Here is a 17,556-nt window from a genome sequence, read left to right as displayed (position 1 = left end):
TTTGACGCGCTTAATCGTCAACAAATTGGCTATACTTTTTCGCTATAAACTATATGCCAAACTATTGACCTTAGTGCTGTCATCCTAAACACTCGTCCCAGTAATGTCACATTGATATTTAGGTAACTACCCGCCCCGCAGAGTGCGATTCAGTTCCAAATTCAAACTTTCCGACACACGGTCATTCCGATGGTCATCATCCGATGCAGCGGTACGTTCTGCAGTGATTCAAGACAAGTAATTCCGGGAAATTCCAACCATGCGTTTGCACCTGTTCAAGGCTTTACCCTTCGCTCTAGCCGCCAGTTTTGTTCAGGCGCAGTCACTTCCGGAGGCCATGCAACAGGCGTTGGATGTCCATCCGGAAATCCAGGCAGGTGTTAATAGTCGATTGGCCGCGGATTATCAGTTAAAGGCTGCAAAAGGTGGATACCTTCCCCGGGTCGATCTGCTGGGCGGTTATGGTCGCGAAGGCACTGACAGCGTCACCACCCGCGCGGCCGGTAGTGACAATCACTGGGAAACCTTGAACCGTAGCGAGTCAAGTTTGCGTCTGTCTCAAATGGTTTTTGACGGTTTTGCGACGTCCAGTGAAGTCGGGCGTCAACAAGCCACCGTTAATTCCCGTGCTTATTCCTTGTTGGGCACGTCCGAACGTACCGCGCTGACCGTGGCTCAGGTTTATCTGGATGTACTGACCCGCCGCGAGTTCGTGCGCCTGGCCACCGATAACCTGAAAAGCCATGAACGCATTTTTGACCAGATCAAGTTGCGCACCCAGCGCGGCGTCGGCAGCGGTGCCGACCTCGACCAGGCCGAAGCGCGTATGGCCCAGGCTCGCAACAACCTGATCACCGAACAGACCAACCTGGCGGACGCCGAGACCAACTTCCTCAGTGCCGTGGGCCAGATGCCCGATCAATTGGAGCGGCCTGCCGATTTCCTCGCGCTGTTGCCGGCCAACCTGAATGAAGCCCGGGCGCAGATGCTGGAAAACAGCCCGATCCTGCGTTCGGCCGAGTCCGACATCGCTGCGGCCGAAAAACAGTACGACGCCGCCAAATCGTCCTTCTACCCGCGCTTCGATGCCGAACTGGGTCGCTCCGCCGACAACGATCTCGACGGTCAGAACGGCCACAGCAACGAATGGCAGGCGATGTTGCGCATGCGCTTCAATCTGTATGCCGGCGGCAGCAACAAGGCGGATCTGGAGTCCAAGTCCTACCTGTCCAACCAGGCGCTGGATATCCGCAATAACGCCCTGCGCGTATTGAATGAAGAACTGGGCCTGGCCTGGAACGCGTTGAACAACGCCAACGCCCAAGTGCCGATCGCCCAGCAATATGTCGATCACAGCACAAGCGTGCGCACCGCGTACCAGAAGCAGTTCAGCCTGGGCGAGCGCACCCTGCTCGACCTGCTCGACAGTGAAAACGAACTGTTCACCGCTTCCCGTCGCCTGGCCGAGATCAAGAACATTCAGTTATTTACTCAATACCGAATCAAGGCGACCATGGGCGAGTTGCTCAAGAGCCAGGGAGTGGTCGCACCGTTGGCATCCGTTGTGCAGAACGACGTGAAGCCCAGGGTCCAGCTACCCGGGATGAATTGAGTCTTCCCTTTTTACTGTTAGCCAAGAGTGCCGAGCGTGGAATCAGAAGTCAGTCGAGTTCAACTCATTCATGATCCACGCGCGCTGCACGACGATCCGTTACTGGACGGTCTGCTAGCCCTTTGCACCCTGCATCAGAAACCGGCCAGCGCCGCGATGCTGACCACCGGCCTGCCGTTGCCCAAGCAGCGTCTGAGCGTTGAGTTGTTGCCCCGCGCCGCCGCTCGCGCCGGTCTGCAAGGGCGGGTGCTGGTGCGCAAGCTGGAGCAAATTCCGGCGATTGCGATGCCGGCGCTGCTGCTGCTCAAGGATGGCCGCAGCGCCGTCCTGCTCGGCTGGCACGGTGAAGACCAGGCCCGCCTGCTGATCAGCGAAAGCGATGGCGGTGAAAGCCTCGTCAGCCGCGAACTGCTGGCCGACGACTACATCGGTAAAGTGTTCTTCGCCCAACCCCAGCACAAATTCGACGTCAATCACGGCACGCTGATCCCGCGCGCGCGCTCGTGGTTCCGCGACACCCTCAAGCGTTCGCGCTGGCTGTACGCCGACGCCATCGCCGCCAGTTTCCTGATCAACATCATCGCCATGGCCGCGCCGCTGTTTGTGATGAACGTCTACGACCGCGTGGTGCCGAACCAGGCGGAATCGACGCTGTGGGTGCTGGCCATCGGCATCACCGGGGCGTATCTGTTCGACCTGATCCTCAAGAGCCTGCGCAGCCTGTGCCTGGACCTGGCCGGGAAGAAAACCGACCTGATCATCTCGGCGACGTTGTTCGAGCGCATCGTCGGCATGGCTATGAAATACCGCCCGGCCCGGGTCGGCAGCTTCGCGCAGAACATCCATGAATTTCAGAGCCTGCGCGACTTCCTCGCCTCGCTGACCCTGACCAGCCTCATCGATCTACCGTTTACGCTGCTGATCTTCATGGTCATCGCCATTCTCGGCGGGCACCTGGTGTGGATTCCTGTGCTGGCATTCCCGATTGCCCTGCTGATCGGCTATGCGCTGCAAAAGCCGCTGGTGGCGACCATGGAACGAACCATGGCCTTGGGCGCCGAGCGTCAGTCGAGCCTGATCGAAACCCTCGCCGGCCTCGATGCGGTGAAGGTCAACAACGCCGAAAGCGAACGCCAGTATCAGTGGGAACAGACCATCGGCACGCTCAGCCGCCTCGAACTTCGGGTGAAAATGCTCTCCGGCCTGGCGATGAACATCACCTTGCTGATCCAGCAATTGGCCGGGGTGATCATGATCGTCTTCGGCGTGTACCAGATCATTGCCGGCAATTTGAGCATGGGCGGTCTGATTGCCTGCTACATGCTCAGTGGCCGCGCGCTCAGCCCGCTGGCTTCGTTGTCCGGCCTGCTGACCCGCTACCAGCAAGCGCGGGTGACCATGGTCTCGGTGGACCAGATGATGGAGCTGCCGCAAGAACGCAACTTCGAAGAGCGCCCGCTGAGCCGCAAGGTACTGCAAGGCGCCATCGAATGCCGGCAGATGAACTTCACCTACCCGAATCAACAGAACGCGGCGCTGAAAAACATCAACCTGATCATCAAACCGGGCGAGAAGATCGGCATCATCGGTCGTAGCGGCTCGGGCAAAAGCTCCCTGGCCAAACTGCTGGTGGGGCTCTATCAGCCGGACGACGGCGCGCTGTTGGTGGACGGTGTCGACATTCGTCAGATCGACGTCAGCGAATTGCGCCACAACATCGGCTACGTCGCGCAGGACATCCAGCTGCTGGCCGGCACCCTGCGCGACAACCTGGTCTCGGGCGCGCGCTATGTAGAAGACGAAATGGTCCTGCAAGCCGCCGAGCTGGCCGGCGTGCATGAGTTTGCCCGCCTGCACCCGCAAGGCTATGAGCTGCAAGTCGGCGAACGCGGGCAGAACCTGTCCGGCGGTCAGCGCCAGAACGTGGCCCTGGCCCGTGCGCTGCTGCTCAACCCGCCGATCCTGCTGCTCGACGAACCGACCAGCGCCATGGACAACACTGGCGAAGAACGCCTCAAGCAACGCCTCGCGGCAGTGGTTGAAAACAAGACCGTGGTGCTGGTGACGCACCGGGCATCGCTGTTGTCGCTGGTGGATCGCCTGATCGTCATCGACCGCGGACAAATACTCGCCGATGGCCCGAAAGCCGCCGTGATGGAAGCGTTGAAGAAGGGGCAGATCAGTGTTGCTTAAGACGGGTTTCAAGGATTCGATCCGCCGTTACTTCAAAGGCTCCGAGTCGCTGCATGGCCAGCCACTTCCCGAGGTCAATAAAGCCCTTATCGAAGACGCCCCGCGTGTGGTGCGGCTGACGATCTGGGCGATCATCGGCTTTTTCATATTCCTGATGCTCTGGGCCAATTACGCGGTGATCGACGAAGTCACCAAGGGCGACGGCAAGGCGATTCCGTCGTCGAAGATCCAGAAAATCCAGAACCTTGAGGGCGGTATCGTCTCCGAGTTATTCGTCACCGAAGGGCAGATTGTCGATGCCGGTGCGCCGCTGATTCGTCTGGACGACACGCGGTTTGCCTCCAACGTGGGCGAGACCGAAGCCGATCGGCTGTCGATGCTGCTGCGCGTGGAGCGTTTGAGCGCCGAGGTCGATGACCGTCCGCTGAACTTCCCCGCTGATGTGCTCAAGGCTGTTCCCGGTCAGGCCGCCAGCGAAGAGTCGCTGTACATCAGTCGTCGTCAGCAACTGCACGATGAGATCGGTGGTTTGCAGGAGCAGTTGATCCAGCGTCAGCAAGAGCTGCGCGAATTCACCTCCAAGCAGGCGCAATACCGCAATGGATTGTCGTTGCAGCGTCAGGAAATCAACATGTCCGAGCCGCTGGTGGCTCAGGGCGCGGTGTCGCCGGTCGAGGTTTTACGGCTCAAGCGGGCTGAGGTCGAAACCCGTGGGCAACTGGACGCCACAACGCTGGCAATCCCGCGCGCCGAATCGGCGATCAAGGAAGTGCAGCGCAAGATCGACGAGACGCGCGGCAAGTTCCGCAGCGAAGCCCTGACCCAACTCAACGAGGCCCGCACCGACCTGAACAAGGCCCAGGCCACCGGCAAGGCGCTGGAAGACCGGGTCAGCCGGACGCTGGTCACTTCGCCGGTGCGCGGCATCGTCAACAAGTTGCTGGTAAACACCATTGGCGGCGTGATCCAGCCGGGCAGCGATCTGGTGGAAATCGTACCGCTGGACGACACCTTGCTGGTGGAAGCGAAGATTCGCCCGCAGGACATTGCGTTCCTGCACCCGGGCCAGGAAGCGACGGTGAAGTTCACGGCGTATGACTACACCATTTACGGTGGGCTGAAGGCCAGGCTTGAGCAGATCGGTGCCGACACCATCACCGATGAAGACAAGAAGACGACGTACTACATCATCAAACTGCGCACGGATCGCAGTCACCTGGGGACAGATGAAAAGCCGTTGCTGATCATTCCGGGGATGGTGGCTTCGGTGGATATCATTACTGGCAAGAAGACAGTTCTCAGCTATTTGCTCAAGCCGATTATCCGGGCCCGCGCCGAAGCGCTGCACGAGCGGTAGTTCTCGGTTGGGGCTGATGGCCTCTTCGCGGGCAAGCCTCGCTCCTACAGGGTTTTGGGTTGAATACAAAATCTGCGTCCACTGAAGATCCCCTGTAGGAGTGAGCCTGCTCGCGATGAGGCCAGTCCAGCCAACACAATAATTGGGGATGTTTGCTAGCATTGCGTCTGAATCAATCCAGCCCAGACACGAGTGCTCAGCATGCAACTCCCGGACATGAATCTTCTGGTCGCCCTAGACGCCTTGCTCGATGAAGGCAGTGTGGTGGGTGCCGCGCGGCGGATGAACCTCAGCCCGGCGGCCATGAGCCGAACACTCACGCGAATCCGCGAGGCCATCGGCGATCCGATTCTGGTGCGCGCCGGTCGTGGTCTGGTGCCGACGCCCAAGGCGTTGGAGCTCCGCGAGCAAGTGCGCGACGTCGTCGAGCAGGCCGCGTTGCTATTTCGCTCGGCTGATGCGGTGGACTTGGGTTCGTTGCGTCGTCGCTTCAACATCCGGGCCAATGACTTCTTCGTCGGTGTCTACGGCGGCAAGCTGTTTGACACCCTCGACCGCCAGGCGCCGCATTGCGAGCTGCGCTACGTCCCCGAGGGCGATGGCGATGATGAAGCGCTGCGCGAAGGGCGCATCGACCTGAGCATCAGTAACACCCGGCCGCTGACCCCGGAAGTGAAGGTGCAGAATCTGTTTTCCACTCATTTCGTCGGTTTGGTTCGCGAGGACCATCCACTGTTCGACGAAGAGATCACGGCCGAGCGCTTCGCCGGTTTCTCTCACATCAGCATGTCCCGTCGCGGCATTGCTCGCGGGCCGATCGATACAGCACTCAATGCCCTTGGGCTTGAACGGCGGGTGGCGGTGATTGCGCCGAGTTTCCATGCGGCGATGTTTGCGCTGCCGGATTCCAACCTGATTTTACCGGTGCCCAAGGAGGCGCTGTTGAGTGTGCGGCGCCTGGGCTTGAAGCTGCGCTCGTTTACCCTGCCGGTTCCCTTGCCCACGCTGATGCTGACCCAGGCCTGGCACCCGCGTTTCGACAAGGATCCGGCGCATCGCTGGCTGCGTGAAACGCTCAAGGCGTGCTGTGACGAGACCTGGCTGGCCGCACAACCCACCTGAAATTGAACACTGTCCCCTGCTCGCGATAGGGCCATCACATTCAATATAGATGTTGACTGAACCACCGCTATCGCGAGCAGGCTCGCTCCCACAGGGGTTTTGTATTGCTGCATAGAGCGCACTTATAACCTGCCCATAAGTCAATTTTCGTCAGGTTCCACACTTCTTAAAATGCTTCGGTATTCAACCCCCGGAGCTTGCACCAAATGACTTCCCTCACGGTCACGGCACCTCTCGCCGCGGCCAGTCCGGCCGCCGTTACGCCTCCGGTCTTCGGCCCGCGGATCATCATCGGTCTGGTCGGCGTATTGCTGGCGGTGTTGGTGTCGGGCCTCAACGAGATGGTGACCAAGGTCGCGCTGGCTGACATTCGCGGCGCATTGGCGATCGGCTACGACGAGGGCACCTGGCTGGTTGCCAGTTACACGGCGACCTCGGTAGCCGCCATGGCCTTCGCGCCCTGGTGCGCGGTGACGTTCTCGCTGCGGCGTTTCACCCTCTGCGCCATCAGCGCCTTCACCCTGCTGGGCGTGTTGTGCCCGTTCGCTCCGACCTACGAAAGCCTGCTGGTTATGCGCACCTTGCAAGGCCTGGCCGGCGGCGCACTTCCGCCGATGCTGATGACCGTCGCGCTGCGCTTTTTACCGGCCAATGTGAAGCTATACGGTCTGGCGGGGTATGCGCTGACGGCCACCTTCGGCCCAGGGCTCGGGACCCCTCTGGCCGGTTTGTGGACCGAGTACGTCGGCTGGCAATGGACCTTCTGGCAAATCATCGCACCGTGCCTGATTGCCATGGCTGCCGTGGCTTACGGTCTGCCGCAGGATCCTCTGCGTCTGGAGCGCTTCAAGCAGTTCAATTGGCGCGGCTTGTTGCTGGGTTTTCCGGCGATTTGCATGCTGGTGATCGGCATTCTGCAGGGCAATCGGCTGGACTGGTTCGAGTCGAGCCTGATCTGCGGATTGCTCGGCGGTGGGTTGCTGCTGTTGGTACTGTTTTTGATCAATGAATGGTCGCAGCCGATCCCGTTTTTCAAGATGCAGATGCTCGGCATCCGCAACCTGTCGTTCGCCTTGTTGACCCTGGCCGGCGTGTTGGTCGTGCTGCTGGCAGTGATCATTATTCCGTCCAGCTACCTGGCGCAGGTCCAGGGTTATCGCCCGGTTCAGACCGCGCCGATCATGTTGCTGGCGGCCCTGCCGCAGTTGATCGCGCTGCCGTTGGTGGCGGCGCTGTGCAACCTGCGTTGGGTCGATTGCCGCTGGGTGCTGGGGCTCGGCTTGAGCATGTTGGCGCTGTCATGCATCGGCGGTTCGCAGCTGACCTCGGTGTGGATACGCGACGATTTCTACGCATTGCAATGGCTGCAAATCTTCGGTCAACCCATGGCGGTGCTGCCGTTGCTGATGCTCTCGACCGGCAGCATCACGCCGATGGAAGGCCCGTATGCCTCGGCCTGGTTCAACACCGTGAAAGGCCTGTCAGCGGTGGTCGCCACCGGGGTGATCGAGGCGTTGACCACGTCGCGGCTGCATTTCCATTCGACCATGCTGGTGGACAACCTCGGCAACTCCCCTCTGACCAACAGCGACAGCGCCGGCCTTGCCCATCGGCTGCATGACCAGGCTGTGGTGCTGACGGCATCGGATCTTTATCTGTGCATGGCCGGCGTCGCGCTGACGTTGATCTTGCTGATTTTCTGGCTGCCGACGCGGATTTATCCACCGCGTGCACCGACATGAATGCTTCACTGAAACAGAAGGTTTTTATGACGACTCAAACAAAGCAAAAAGTGGCTGTCGGCGTCGCCGTAGTGGTGGCGGTCGGCGTGCTGATTTACCTGCTGGCGCCAGGCGTTTTCGGTAAGCGCACCCAGCAGAACACCAATGATGCCTTTGTCTCGGCGGACTTCACCTTGGTGGTGCCTCGCGTGGCGGGTTTCATCAAGGAAGTGCTGGTGGAAGACAACCAGCAGGTCAAGGCCGGGCAGTTGCTGGCGTTGATCGATGATCGCGACCTGCGTGCCGCCGCCCAAGCCGCCGATGCCGAAACGCTGGTGGCCAGGGCGCAACTGCAAAATACTAAGGCGACCCTTGAACGCCAGACGTCGGTGATCGCTCAGGCCCAGGCCACGGTGGTGTCGGCCAAGGCTGAAATGGCCTTCGCCGAGCATGAACTGAACCGCTACAACCACCTCGCCGGGGTCGGTGCCGGCACTGTGCAGAATGCTCAGCAAGCGCGCACGCGCATCGATCAGGCCTCCGCGCGGTTGGCCAATGTCACGGCGGTGCTGGCGGCGGAACGCAAGCAAGTGGAGATACTCACCGCTCAGCGCGACGCGGCCGACGGTGGATTGAAGCGGGCGCAAGCGGCGCTGGAAATGGCCAGCTACGAGTTGTCTTACACGCGCATCGTTGCCCCTCAGGACGGCATGGTGGGCGAGCGGGCGGTGCGGGTCGGCGCTTACGTGACGCCGGGCAGCAAGATTCTGGCGGTGGTGCCGCTGGCACAGGCTTACGTGGTCGCCAATTTCCAGGAAACCCAACTGACCGACGTGAAGCCTGGGCAGGATGTGCAAGTGCGTGTCGACAGCCTCGGAGGCGAGGTCCTGACGGGGCGCGTCGAGAGCATCGCGCCGGCGACCGGTGTGACGTTTGCGTCGATCAAACCGGACAATGCCACCGGCAACTTCACCAAGGTGGTGCAGCGAATTCCGGTGAAGATCATTCTGGATCCGGGGCAGGCATTGGCCGAGCGGTTGCGGGTGGGGATGTCGGTGGAGGCGAGGATTGATACGGCCAGTGAGGCGACTGCGTCCGAGGTGGTTCAGCGATGAAGATCTTCGTTGGCCACTGGCCTCAACTCACCCTGTGCGCCTCGCTGGTCATGAGCCTTTCCGCCTGCACCGTCGGCCCCGACTTCCAGAAGCCTCAACCCCAAAAAATCACTGAGTGGTCAAAACCATCAAAAGCCGCCGCCAGCGAAGCGGTATCCACCGACATGAACGAACGCTGGTGGGACGTCTTCAACGACCCGAAACTCTCAGCCCTGACCCAGCGCGCCTTGACCGATAACCTCGATCTGAAACTCGCCAGCAGCCGCTTGCAGCAAAGCCGTGCGGCGCGTCAGGTCATCACGGCCGACCGTTATCCGAATACCGCCGCCACCGGCAGCTACGGGCGCAAACGCAACAGCGGAGAAGGTCTGAACGACCCATCAGGCAACAACGGTGATTCGGCGTTCAACCTCTGGGACGCAGGTTTCTCCGCCTCCTGGGAACTGGATTTCTGGGGCCGTGTGCGCCGCGAAACCGAAGCCGCCGATGCGACCCTGGAAGTCGCGGAAAACGATCGCCGTGGGGTGCTGCTGTCGGTGCTCGCCGAAACCGCTCAGGACTATATTCAACTGCGCGGCGTACAGAGCACGCGGGCCGTTACCGAGCAAAACCTCGAGGTCGCCCGGCACAGCCTGAAGCTCTCGCAACTGCGTCTGGCCGACGGCGTTGCCACTGACCTTGATGTCGCCGAAGCGGCTGCCCAAGTCGCCGCCATCGAGTCGCGTCTGCCCGCGCTGGAACAGCGCCAGTCACAACTGATCAACGCCCTGAGCTTGTTGATGGGAGAACCGCCTCAAGCGCTCCAGGCCGAGTTATCCACAGACGCCCCCGTGCCTTCGACACCGCGCCAGGTCGCCATTGGCCTGCCGTCGCAATTGGCTGAACGCCGCCCGGATATTCGTCAGGCCGAAGCCCGACTGCACGCCGCTACTGCGAGCATCGGCGTGGCCAAAGGGGACTTCTATCCGCGGATTACCCTGTCGGGCAACATCGGTTCGCAAGCCATGCAACTGAGCGATTTCGGCTCTTGGGGCTCGCGCTCGTTCGGCATCGGCCCGCAATTCAGCCTGCCGCTGTTCGATGGCGGCCGCCTGCGCGGGGTCCTCAACTTACGCGAGGCCCAGCAACAGGAAGCCGCCATCGCCTACCAGCAAACCGTCCTGCGCGCCTGGCATGAAATCGACGATCAACTGAGCGCCTACAACGCCAGCCAACTACGCCGCGACAGCCTCGCCGAAGCCGTCCGCCAAAACCGGATCGCCCTGCGCACCGCGCAGCAGCAATATGTGGAAGGGGTGGTGGATTTCGTTAACGTACTGACAGTGCAAGGCGCCTTGTTGGCGACACAGGAGCAGTTTGTCGAGAGCTCGACCGGGGTGTCGCTAGCGATGGTGGGTTTGTATAAGGCGTTGGGTGGGGGATGGGAGTCGGTGTATCCGTTGGAGGAGACGGCCCAGCGCTAATTTCAGGGCTGTGAAAATCCGACAATCAGCCCAATGAATGGGATGTGGATAGTCTCAGCTCATGCTGGTTGGGGACCGGCCTCATTCTTGCGCGATTAGCGTAATGGCTCGAAATGACGTAATAGAGCAGCCTGTTGGCTGCCTGCTCACCCAGCGAAATTTTCGATCTTTACCTGGCCATCTGGAAAAGTGGCGATGATTTCGAGTTCGCCGCCCATCGCGCGTATGTAGTTACGTAAAGTACTGATGTACATATCCGTGCGACGCTCCATCTTTGAAATCGCCGCCTGATTGATATGCAGCGTTTCCGCAAGCGTGGCCTGGCTGAGGGCTTTGGCCTGACGCAATTCGTGCAACGGCATTTCCTTGATATGTTGTTCATAAATCGACTCGGCGCGTGCCCGGGATTCGGGTGTCATCCGCGCTTCGAGTTCGGCAAATTTCTTAGCCATCGTTGTGACCCTCTTTGCGCAATGTGTCGAGATGCTCATCGTACAGCTGATCGGCCAGCGGTACATTGACTTCATACCATCGATCCTGACCGGTTTTATCACCACCAATCAACAGCAAGGCACATCGCCTGGGATCGAATGCATACAGGATGCGATAAGGGCGCCCTGCGTGTTGAACTCGTAGCTCCCTGAGATGACCGTGGCGTGAGCCATTTATGCCTGAGCTATGGGGGAACCTCAGCCCGGGGCCGAATTGGCCAAGCAGCTTGACGCTTGCAGCCACAGCGCTCTGCTCGCCTTCGCTCAGATCCGTCCACCACTCACCAAATTCGTCGGTGTATTCAATATCCCAATTCATGGGGCGAAATATGCATCTTATGGAATATTCCATCAAGGTTATATTTTCGATAAGTGGATAACCTTTGAGCCAACGAGATCTTTCTCGATACTTCGCTTTTCCAACAAGTGTTGGCTATCCACTTGACGCCCACCCACCCTGTCATAGACTCCGCTCATCCGTCAGGGAGATACGGTTATGCGGCGTTTTTGTGTTTGGGTTATTGGATTGACCGTTGTGACCTGCGCAGTACACGCGCAAACGCCCGCGCCAGACGATCCGTTGTTGGAAAACAGCACCGCTGGCAGCAATGCGACAACCAGCAGCGAGGCCCGGGGCGTGTTGCGTGCCCGGGATCAGGCGGTGCTCGCCAGTGAGTTGTCCGGGCGCATTGTCGAGCTGCCGTTCAGTGAGGGCGAGTCGTTCAAGAAGGGCGATACGCTGGCGCGTTTCGATTGTTCCGCTTATCAGGCCCAGCTCAATGCGGCGCAGGCTGCCAACCGTGGTGCGGGTGAAGAGCTGTCCCACAACAAACAGCTGGCGGCGTTGAATTCGGTCGGGCGTTTTGAAGTGGCGCGGGCCCAAGCCAAAGTCAGCGAGACGCAGGCGCAGTCTCAGGTTTATCAGGTTCAGGTGAAACGCTGCAGCGTGCTGGCGCCGTTCGATGGCCAGGTCGTCGAGCGCAAGGTCAAACGCTATGAAAGCGTGGCGGCCGGTGCACCGTTGCTGGATGTGGTAGACAATCGAACGCTGGAGATCCATCTGCTGGTGCCGTCACGCTGGATGGCCCGGCTCAAGCCCGGTCAGACCTTCAGCTTTGTCCCCGATGAAACCGGTCAAGCGCTGGATGCCACAGTCAAACGCCTCGGCGCTCGAATTGATGAAGGCAGCCAGACCTTGTTGCTGGTTGCAACACTGCCCAATGCCAACGGTTTGCTGGCCGGCATGAGCGGTACGGCGCGTTTCGCGGAGCTTAAATGAACGCGCCCGCTGCGAGCGGTGCCGAACAGGTCTTCGCCAGGTTTCTTGATCTCGAACGCCTGACCCGCGCTGCACGCACGCCTGCGCAACTGGCCTACAGCCTGGTCAATGACGGGCAGGCGCTGTTTGGTTTTCGTCATGCGGCGCTATTGATTGCCGGCAAGGTGCAGGCGGTGACGGGTGTCAGTGCCGTCGACCCGAATGCGCCATTCGTGGCGTTCGTCGAGCAGGCCGTGGCGCAGTTGTTCAAGGCCGGTGTGCTGAAGCAGGCAAGGGTGATACCGGCGAATGTCCTCAGCGAATCGATTCAGGCCGATTGGCAAAGTCTTTCGGCGGCTCAGGTGTTTTGGCTGCCGCTGATCGATCACCAGGGCGAGGTATTCGGTGGGCTGTGGCTGGCGCGGGACCTGCCGTGGAACCCTTCCGAGCAAGTGCTGCTGTCGCAACTGGGCGACACTTACAGCCATGCCTGGTTGGCGCTGCAACCGCGCAAACCGTGGCGGCTACGCTGGACCCGAAAACGTCGGGTGGCACTGGTCGCCGTGCTGTTGCTCGGGTTGCTGATCCCGGTGCGCCAATCGGTGCTGGCGCCGGCAGAAGTGGTTCCATTGGGCGGCCGCGTGGTGGCTGCGCCCTTGGACGGCGTGATTGCCGAATTCCTGGTCAAACCCAATCAGACGGTCAAAGACGGCGACCTGTTGCTGCGCTTCGAAAGCACCACGCTCAAGGCCCAGGCCGATGTGGCCGAACGCGCCTTGGGGGTGGCCGAAGCTGAACTGAAGGCCAATTCCCAACGCTCGTTCGCCGATGCCGAGTCCAGCTCGAAGATTGATCTGCTGGCTGCGCGAGTCGAGCAAAAACGCGCCGAACGGGATTACGCCCGCGAATTGCTCAAACGCAGTGAAGTCCGCGCCGAGCGCGGCGGTATCGCGGTGTTCGCCGATGCGGAACGCTGGACCGGCAAGCCGGTGCAGACCGGCGAGCGGCTGATGGAAATTGCTGACCCGACCCAGGCCGAGTTGCGCATCGAACTGGCGGTGGGCGACGCGATATCCCTTGAGCCCGGCGCGCAAGTCGCGCTGTTTCTCGACAGCGATCCGTTACAGCGGCACTTGGCGAAACTCGAACGCTCGGCTTATGAGGCGCAACCCACCGCTGCCGGACAACTGGCTTATCGCCTGGATGCGAATTTCGAGGGCGCACCGCCGCGCATTGGCCTGCGCGGCACCGCTAAAATTTTCGGCGACCGTGCTCCGTTGGCGTTGTACCTGCTGCGTCGACCTCTGGCCGGGTTGCGCCAGAGTGTGGGGCTTTAGATGAGCCTGCCGAGCCTGCGGGCCGACTTGCAACTGTCCGTGGCGACTCCGGCCCTCGATGGCTCGCCGCGCTGGACCCTCGCCGACCCAGTGCGAGGGCGCTATTTCAAACTCGGTGCCGCCGCGATGCGGTTGCTGCGTCATTGGTCGTTGGGGGATCCCGAGCAGGTGTTACGCGCCGCCAACCGCGAGCCCGGGTTGCCACTCGATGGCGCGGAGCTTGAGCAGTTGCTGGGCTTTTTGCGTGGCCACGACCTGATCAGCGCACTCGACCCGCAACAGCGCGCCAGTTACAGCCTGAAGGCGGCCGCCCAGCGTCAGACGCTGTGGCAGATCCTGCTGCACCAATACCTGTTTTTTCGCATTCCCCTGTGGCGCCCCGACGCTTTTCTCAATCGTGCCTGGCCATGGATCGAGCGCTTCGGCCCGCGGGCGCTGCGCTACGGGTTGCCCGTGACGTTGGGGCTCGGGGTGTTTCTGGTGTCGCGGGACTGGCAGCGGTTTATCGCCACCTTCCCGCATCTGTTCAGTCTCGGTGGCGCTCTGGCGTTCGGTGTGGCGCTGTTTTTCGCCAAGCTCTGTCACGAGTTCGGCCACGCCTTCATGGCCAAGCGCGCGGGTTGTCGGGTGCAGAGCATGGGCGTGGCGTTCATGGTGTTGCTGCCGATGTTTTACACCGACGTCAGTGATGCCTGGCGGGTCAATGATCGTCGTGCGCGACTGTTGATCGGCGCCGGTGGTGTGCTGGCGGAATTGCTGCTGGCGAGCATTGCACTGCTGGTCTGGTCATTGCTGCCGGACGGTCCCGGGCGCACCGCTGCATTCATGCTCGCCAGTGCCACCTGGATCACCACGCTGGTGATCAACCTCAACCCGTTCATGCGCTTTGATGGTTACTTTTTGCTCAGTGACTTCTGGGAAGTGGACAACCTTCAAGGGCGAGCCTTTGCCTTGTGTCGTTGGCGGTTGCGCGAGTTTTTGTTCGGCTATGGGGCTGCGGCGCCGGAGCCCTGGTCGCCGAAGATGCAGCGGCGATTGCTGATCTGGGGCTATGGTGCGTGGCTGTGGCGTGCGGCGTTGTTTCTCGGGATCGCGCTGGCGGTCTATCACCTGTTCTTCAAGGTGTTGGGGATTTTCCTGATGCTGGTGGAGCTGGTTTGGTTCATCTTCCTGCCGATCTTGAGTGAGTGGCGGCAATGGTGGAGCCGACGGGAGCAGGCCTATGTCCCCCGCGTGTTGCTCAGCGGTCTGGCCTTGCTCGGACTGGTGCTGGTGCTGGTTTTGCCGTGGCGCAGTGCGGTGGAGCTGCCGACGATGCTGGAAGCGGGACGCGCCAGTGCGTTGCACGCGCCCGTCGCGGCGCGGGTCAAAACGGTGAACGTGCATGACGGTCAGGTGGTTGCTCAGGGCGAGGTGCTGATCGAACTGGAATCGCCGGACCTGGACTCGCGCCAGGCCATCGTCCGGCGTGAAATCCAGATCCAGCAGTTGCAGATGCGCCGTCAGGCCAGTCGCAGCGAAACCGCCGCCGACGCCGGGATTATCGAGCAACGCCTGGCGGAGGCGGTGGCCGACTATCGCGGGCTGGCCGCCCAGCGTGAACGTCTGCTGCTGCGCGCGCCCCACGCCGGCACCGTGCGCGATCTGTTGCCGCAACTGGTGGCAGGTCGCTGGCTGTCGACCAAAGATCCCCTGGCGCGGGTCGTTGAAGACGGTGCACGGTTGCGTGGCTATCTGGCCGAAGCCGAACTGTGGCGCGTGGCGCCGGGGGCCACCGGGCGGTTCATTGCCGATGATCCGATGCACCCGGCGATCGCCGTGCGATTGACCGAAATCGACACCAATGGCGCGGCCTATGTCGATCAGGAAGCGCTGACGTCCGATCATCACGGGCCGATTGCCGTGCGCCGGGATGCACATCAACGGGCTGAGCCGGTGCAGGGACAATACGGGGCGCGGTTGAGCACCCTCGAAGCCGCGCCGACGCCGATGCAACCCTTGCGCGGCGTGGTGGTGTTGCAGGGCAGCGGCGAGTCGTTGTTGGGCGTGGCCTGGCGCCGCATGGCGGCGCTGGGTGTCAGGGAAAGCGGTTTCTAAGGAGAGCAGGTGATGGCGAATACCGAATCAGTAGCGGCCGATGGCTTGGTGGTTCGGCCCTCGCGGACCAACGATGGGCCTTTTTTGCACAGTCTTTACCAGGCGGCGCGGCCGGATTTGCAATGGATCGACGGTGAGCGAGATGTGGTGGAGCAGGTGGTCGCCCAGCAATTTCAGGTGCAGGAACAGGGATTGGGGGAGCGATTCCCCAACGCGATGCATTACGTGATTGAAAAGCTCGACACAGCCATCGGCGCGCTGACCACCGATTTTGGCCCCAATGAAATTCGCGTGTTGTACCTGGCATTCATTCCACAGGCCCGCGGCCAGGGTTTTGGCCGCAAGGTGCTGCAAGGTGTGCAACAAGCCGCCCAACAGATCCGCTGCCCGGTGGCCACGGTGGTCTGGGCCAACAATCCCCATGCGCGCCAGCATTACCTGGCGCTGGGGTTTCAGGTTGAAGAGTGCAGCCCGGCGGCGGAGCGGTTGGTGTGGTATCCACAAGGCTGAATCCACCCCCGCCCCCTGTAGGAGCGAGCCTGCTTGCGATGGCGGTGTATCAGTCACCATAGATGTGAATGAACCACCGCCATCGCGAGCAGGCTCACTCCTACAATGGGATTTCGGTGTGTTCAGTTGAAGGCGATATAGAAATACCCCATGTCCGGATCACGGCCCATGGCCGGCACACGAGAGACAAAAATGCCCTGCACCTGACCCAGCATCGGTAACTCCAGCGTGCATAACCCATCCACAAACGCTGTGGGTTCCAGACTGTTGAACTCGACACTGAACGGCACGCGCTCGCTGTTTGGCATCCGCGAATGGGGCGTTTCTTCAAGCGTGTCGATATGGATCGACAACTCACTGCCATCCGGCAGCCGCAGCGAGCCTGTCTTGCCCAGCAGGGTCTGAAAGTGTTGGCTTTGAACCTGTTGCAACATGGCGTCACTCCCGAAAAACGGCCGGGGGATGGGTATCCCCCGGCCAGACCTTAATTGCGAGAAGGGAACAACCCGTTCAAGGCGATGCTGAAGTTGAGCACCAGGAATGGGTTCATCGTTTCCATCGGCAAACCGTTACCGGCCGACGAGATTTCCCCCGTCACGGCAGTGGCCACGCCCTTCAGCGGTACCGCCGCAGCGCCTTGCGCATCAGAGAAGATGCTCGCCGAACCCGGGCCGCCGCCCGAAGCACCGATGTACGAGTTGGTCGCGGTTGGAGCGGTGACCGGGTTGCTCGCCGGGCTGGCCAGTTGCAGGGTGGTGGTGGCCGTCAGCCCGGACAAGGCATGGGTGTGATTCGGCAGGTTGGTGATGGTCGCGGTGACGTTCTCGGTCCCGGAGATTTCGCCAATGACCCGTGGTGTCAGGTTCAGCCCGTTGCCCATGCACACCGGCATTCGGCCTTGCAGGTTGGGTAGCATGAAGTTGGTGGAGCCATTGCCGCCGAAGTTGACGCCGAGCAGGGCAAATAGCGCGTTGTATTGCTGGACCGCCAGCGTCTGGCCGTTGCACAGGGCCCAGCCGTTGGGAGCAAAGTTAAAGGCGAAAGGCTGAATAGTGCCCATGAATACTTCCATAGTTCCTTATCCCTCAGGTTAGTGTCTGAAGCGTCACGTAAGGCCCGGTTATCCGGGCGGATCGCGCTGATCAGCCGACTCCATTCATCTCCGTGGCTGGGTCACGCCAAGCCAGAGCGTAGTAGATCCGGATGATTGCCGAATGTCGTTGGTCGTAAAGCCAGCATCGACGACGGCGCTGACGCTGACCTACAGTGATGACACGCTT

Annotated in this window: 15 protein-coding genes; 11 read left to right on the top strand and 4 right to left on the bottom strand. The window is 60.9% G+C overall.

Annotation, left to right across the window (positions count from 1 at the left end; translation table 11 throughout):
* Nucleotides 1–259: 259 nt before the first annotated feature.
* The 7 genes from BLU63_RS09115 to BLU63_RS09085 all read left to right on the top strand — a co-directional run bounded on the left by BLU63_RS09115 (nucleotide 260) and on the right by BLU63_RS09085 (nucleotide 10,583).
* On the top strand, nucleotides 260–1,612 hold the full coding sequence (locus BLU63_RS09115; protein ID WP_010464927.1) for a TolC family outer membrane protein: 1,353 nt from the start codon (nucleotides 260–262) through the stop codon (nucleotides 1,610–1,612).
* Nucleotides 1,613–1,648: 36 nt separating this feature from the next.
* Nucleotides 1,649–3,805 carry a type I secretion system permease/ATPase gene (locus BLU63_RS09110; protein WP_010464926.1) on the top strand — a complete coding sequence of 719 codons (2,157 nt, stop codon included), beginning with the start codon at nucleotides 1,649–1,651 and terminating at the stop codon, nucleotides 3,803–3,805.
* Nucleotides 3,795–5,162 (top strand): HlyD family type I secretion periplasmic adaptor subunit, encoded by a 1,368-nt coding sequence (locus tag BLU63_RS09105; RefSeq protein WP_083375325.1) that lies wholly within the window; start codon nucleotides 3,795–3,797, stop codon nucleotides 5,160–5,162. Before BLU63_RS09110 ends, BLU63_RS09105 begins: the two co-directional genes overlap by 11 nt.
* A gap of 201 nt (nucleotides 5,163–5,363) precedes the next feature.
* Nucleotides 5,364–6,284 carry a LysR family transcriptional regulator gene (locus BLU63_RS09100; protein ID WP_077750398.1) on the top strand — a complete coding sequence of 307 codons (921 nt, stop codon included), beginning with the start codon at nucleotides 5,364–5,366 and terminating at the stop codon, nucleotides 6,282–6,284.
* Between the two features lie 206 nt (nucleotides 6,285–6,490).
* A complete protein-coding gene (locus BLU63_RS09095; protein ID WP_083375324.1) occupies nucleotides 6,491–8,026 on the top strand; it encodes an MFS transporter in 1,536 nt (511 codons plus the stop codon).
* 26 nt (nucleotides 8,027–8,052) lie between these two features.
* On the top strand, nucleotides 8,053–9,120 hold the full coding sequence (locus BLU63_RS09090; protein WP_083375323.1) for an HlyD family secretion protein: 1,068 nt from the start codon (nucleotides 8,053–8,055) through the stop codon (nucleotides 9,118–9,120).
* Complete coding sequence (locus BLU63_RS09085; protein WP_083375322.1) at nucleotides 9,117–10,583, top strand: efflux transporter outer membrane subunit; 1,467 nt, start codon at nucleotides 9,117–9,119, stop codon at nucleotides 10,581–10,583. The genes BLU63_RS09090 and BLU63_RS09085 overlap by 4 nt, the downstream gene beginning before the upstream one ends.
* Nucleotides 10,584–10,729: 146 nt before the next feature.
* On the opposite strand, the gene BLU63_RS09080 is transcribed toward BLU63_RS09085, so the two are convergent.
* Together BLU63_RS09080 and BLU63_RS09075 are read right to left on the bottom strand one after the other, a co-directional pair.
* Nucleotides 10,730–11,035 (bottom strand): XRE family transcriptional regulator, encoded by a 306-nt coding sequence (locus BLU63_RS09080; protein WP_083375321.1) that lies wholly within the window; start codon nucleotides 11,033–11,035, stop codon nucleotides 10,730–10,732.
* Nucleotides 11,028–11,393 carry a type II toxin-antitoxin system RelE/ParE family toxin gene (locus BLU63_RS09075; RefSeq protein ID WP_083375320.1) on the bottom strand — a complete coding sequence of 122 codons (366 nt, stop codon included), beginning with the start codon at nucleotides 11,391–11,393 and terminating at the stop codon, nucleotides 11,028–11,030. Before BLU63_RS09075 ends, BLU63_RS09080 begins: the two co-directional genes overlap by 8 nt.
* A gap of 177 nt (nucleotides 11,394–11,570) precedes the next feature.
* Between BLU63_RS09075 and BLU63_RS09070 the strand changes: the two genes are divergently transcribed.
* Genes BLU63_RS09070 through BLU63_RS09055 form a run of 4 tightly spaced genes read left to right on the top strand, consistent with a single transcriptional unit; the run spans nucleotide 11,571 to nucleotide 16,276 of the window.
* A complete protein-coding gene (locus BLU63_RS09070; protein ID WP_010464919.1) occupies nucleotides 11,571–12,353 on the top strand; it encodes an efflux RND transporter periplasmic adaptor subunit in 783 nt (260 codons plus the stop codon).
* Nucleotides 12,350–13,669: an efflux RND transporter periplasmic adaptor subunit gene (locus BLU63_RS09065; RefSeq protein WP_010464918.1), complete on the top strand. Its 1,320-nt coding sequence runs from the start codon at nucleotides 12,350–12,352 to the stop codon at nucleotides 13,667–13,669. Before BLU63_RS09070 ends, BLU63_RS09065 begins: the two co-directional genes overlap by 4 nt.
* Nucleotides 13,670–15,766, top strand: coding sequence for an HlyD family efflux transporter periplasmic adaptor subunit (locus BLU63_RS09060; protein WP_083375319.1), 2,097 nt, complete (start codon nucleotides 13,670–13,672; stop codon nucleotides 15,764–15,766).
* A gap of 12 nt (nucleotides 15,767–15,778) precedes the next feature.
* Complete coding sequence (locus BLU63_RS09055) at nucleotides 15,779–16,276, top strand: GNAT family N-acetyltransferase (protein WP_083375318.1); 498 nt, start codon at nucleotides 15,779–15,781, stop codon at nucleotides 16,274–16,276.
* 122 nt (nucleotides 16,277–16,398) lie between these two features.
* On the opposite strand, the gene BLU63_RS09050 is transcribed toward BLU63_RS09055, so the two are convergent.
* Nucleotides 16,399–16,710: a DUF6916 family protein gene (locus tag BLU63_RS09050; protein WP_010464915.1), complete on the bottom strand. Its 312-nt coding sequence runs from the start codon at nucleotides 16,708–16,710 to the stop codon at nucleotides 16,399–16,401.
* A gap of 50 nt (nucleotides 16,711–16,760) precedes the next feature.
* Complete coding sequence (locus BLU63_RS09045) at nucleotides 16,761–17,348, bottom strand: phage tail protein (RefSeq protein WP_083375317.1); 588 nt, start codon at nucleotides 17,346–17,348, stop codon at nucleotides 16,761–16,763.
* Between the last annotated feature and the right edge of the window lie 208 nt (nucleotides 17,349–17,556).

The organism is Pseudomonas mandelii (assembly GCF_900106065.1).
GTDB classification, from domain to species: domain Bacteria; phylum Pseudomonadota; class Gammaproteobacteria; order Pseudomonadales; family Pseudomonadaceae; genus Aquipseudomonas; species Aquipseudomonas mandelii.
This window is presented reverse-complemented; position numbering and strand designations above follow the sequence as displayed.

What these genes read in the sequence shown, in the direction of transcription:
- BLU63_RS09115 (WP_010464927.1), top strand. Translation starts at nt 260, where the DNA reads ATGCGTTTGCACCTGTTCAAGGCTTTACCCTTCGCTCTAGCCGCCAGT.
- BLU63_RS09100 (WP_077750398.1), top strand. Translation starts at nt 5,364, where the DNA reads ATGCAACTCCCGGACATGAATCTTCTGGTCGCCCTAGACGCCTTGCTC.
- BLU63_RS09095 (WP_083375324.1), top strand. Translation starts at nt 6,491, where the DNA reads ATGACTTCCCTCACGGTCACGGCACCTCTCGCCGCGGCCAGTCCGGCC.
- BLU63_RS09090 (WP_083375323.1), top strand. Translation starts at nt 8,053, where the DNA reads ATGACGACTCAAACAAAGCAAAAAGTGGCTGTCGGCGTCGCCGTAGTG.
- BLU63_RS09085 (WP_083375322.1), top strand. Translation starts at nt 9,117, where the DNA reads ATGAAGATCTTCGTTGGCCACTGGCCTCAACTCACCCTGTGCGCCTCG.
- BLU63_RS09080 (WP_083375321.1), bottom strand. Translation starts at nt 11,035, where the DNA reads ATGGCTAAGAAATTTGCCGAACTCGAAGCGCGGATGACACCCGAATCC.
- BLU63_RS09075 (WP_083375320.1), bottom strand. Translation starts at nt 11,393, where the DNA reads ATGAATTGGGATATTGAATACACCGACGAATTTGGTGAGTGGTGGACG.
- BLU63_RS09070 (WP_010464919.1), top strand. Translation starts at nt 11,571, where the DNA reads ATGCGGCGTTTTTGTGTTTGGGTTATTGGATTGACCGTTGTGACCTGC.
- BLU63_RS09065 (WP_010464918.1), top strand. Translation starts at nt 12,350, where the DNA reads ATGAACGCGCCCGCTGCGAGCGGTGCCGAACAGGTCTTCGCCAGGTTT.
- BLU63_RS09060 (WP_083375319.1), top strand. Translation starts at nt 13,670, where the DNA reads ATGAGCCTGCCGAGCCTGCGGGCCGACTTGCAACTGTCCGTGGCGACT.
- BLU63_RS09055 (WP_083375318.1), top strand. Translation starts at nt 15,779, where the DNA reads ATGGCGAATACCGAATCAGTAGCGGCCGATGGCTTGGTGGTTCGGCCC.
- BLU63_RS09050 (WP_010464915.1), bottom strand. Translation starts at nt 16,710, where the DNA reads ATGTTGCAACAGGTTCAAAGCCAACACTTTCAGACCCTGCTGGGCAAG.
- BLU63_RS09045 (WP_083375317.1), bottom strand. Translation starts at nt 17,348, where the DNA reads ATGGAAGTATTCATGGGCACTATTCAGCCTTTCGCCTTTAACTTTGCT.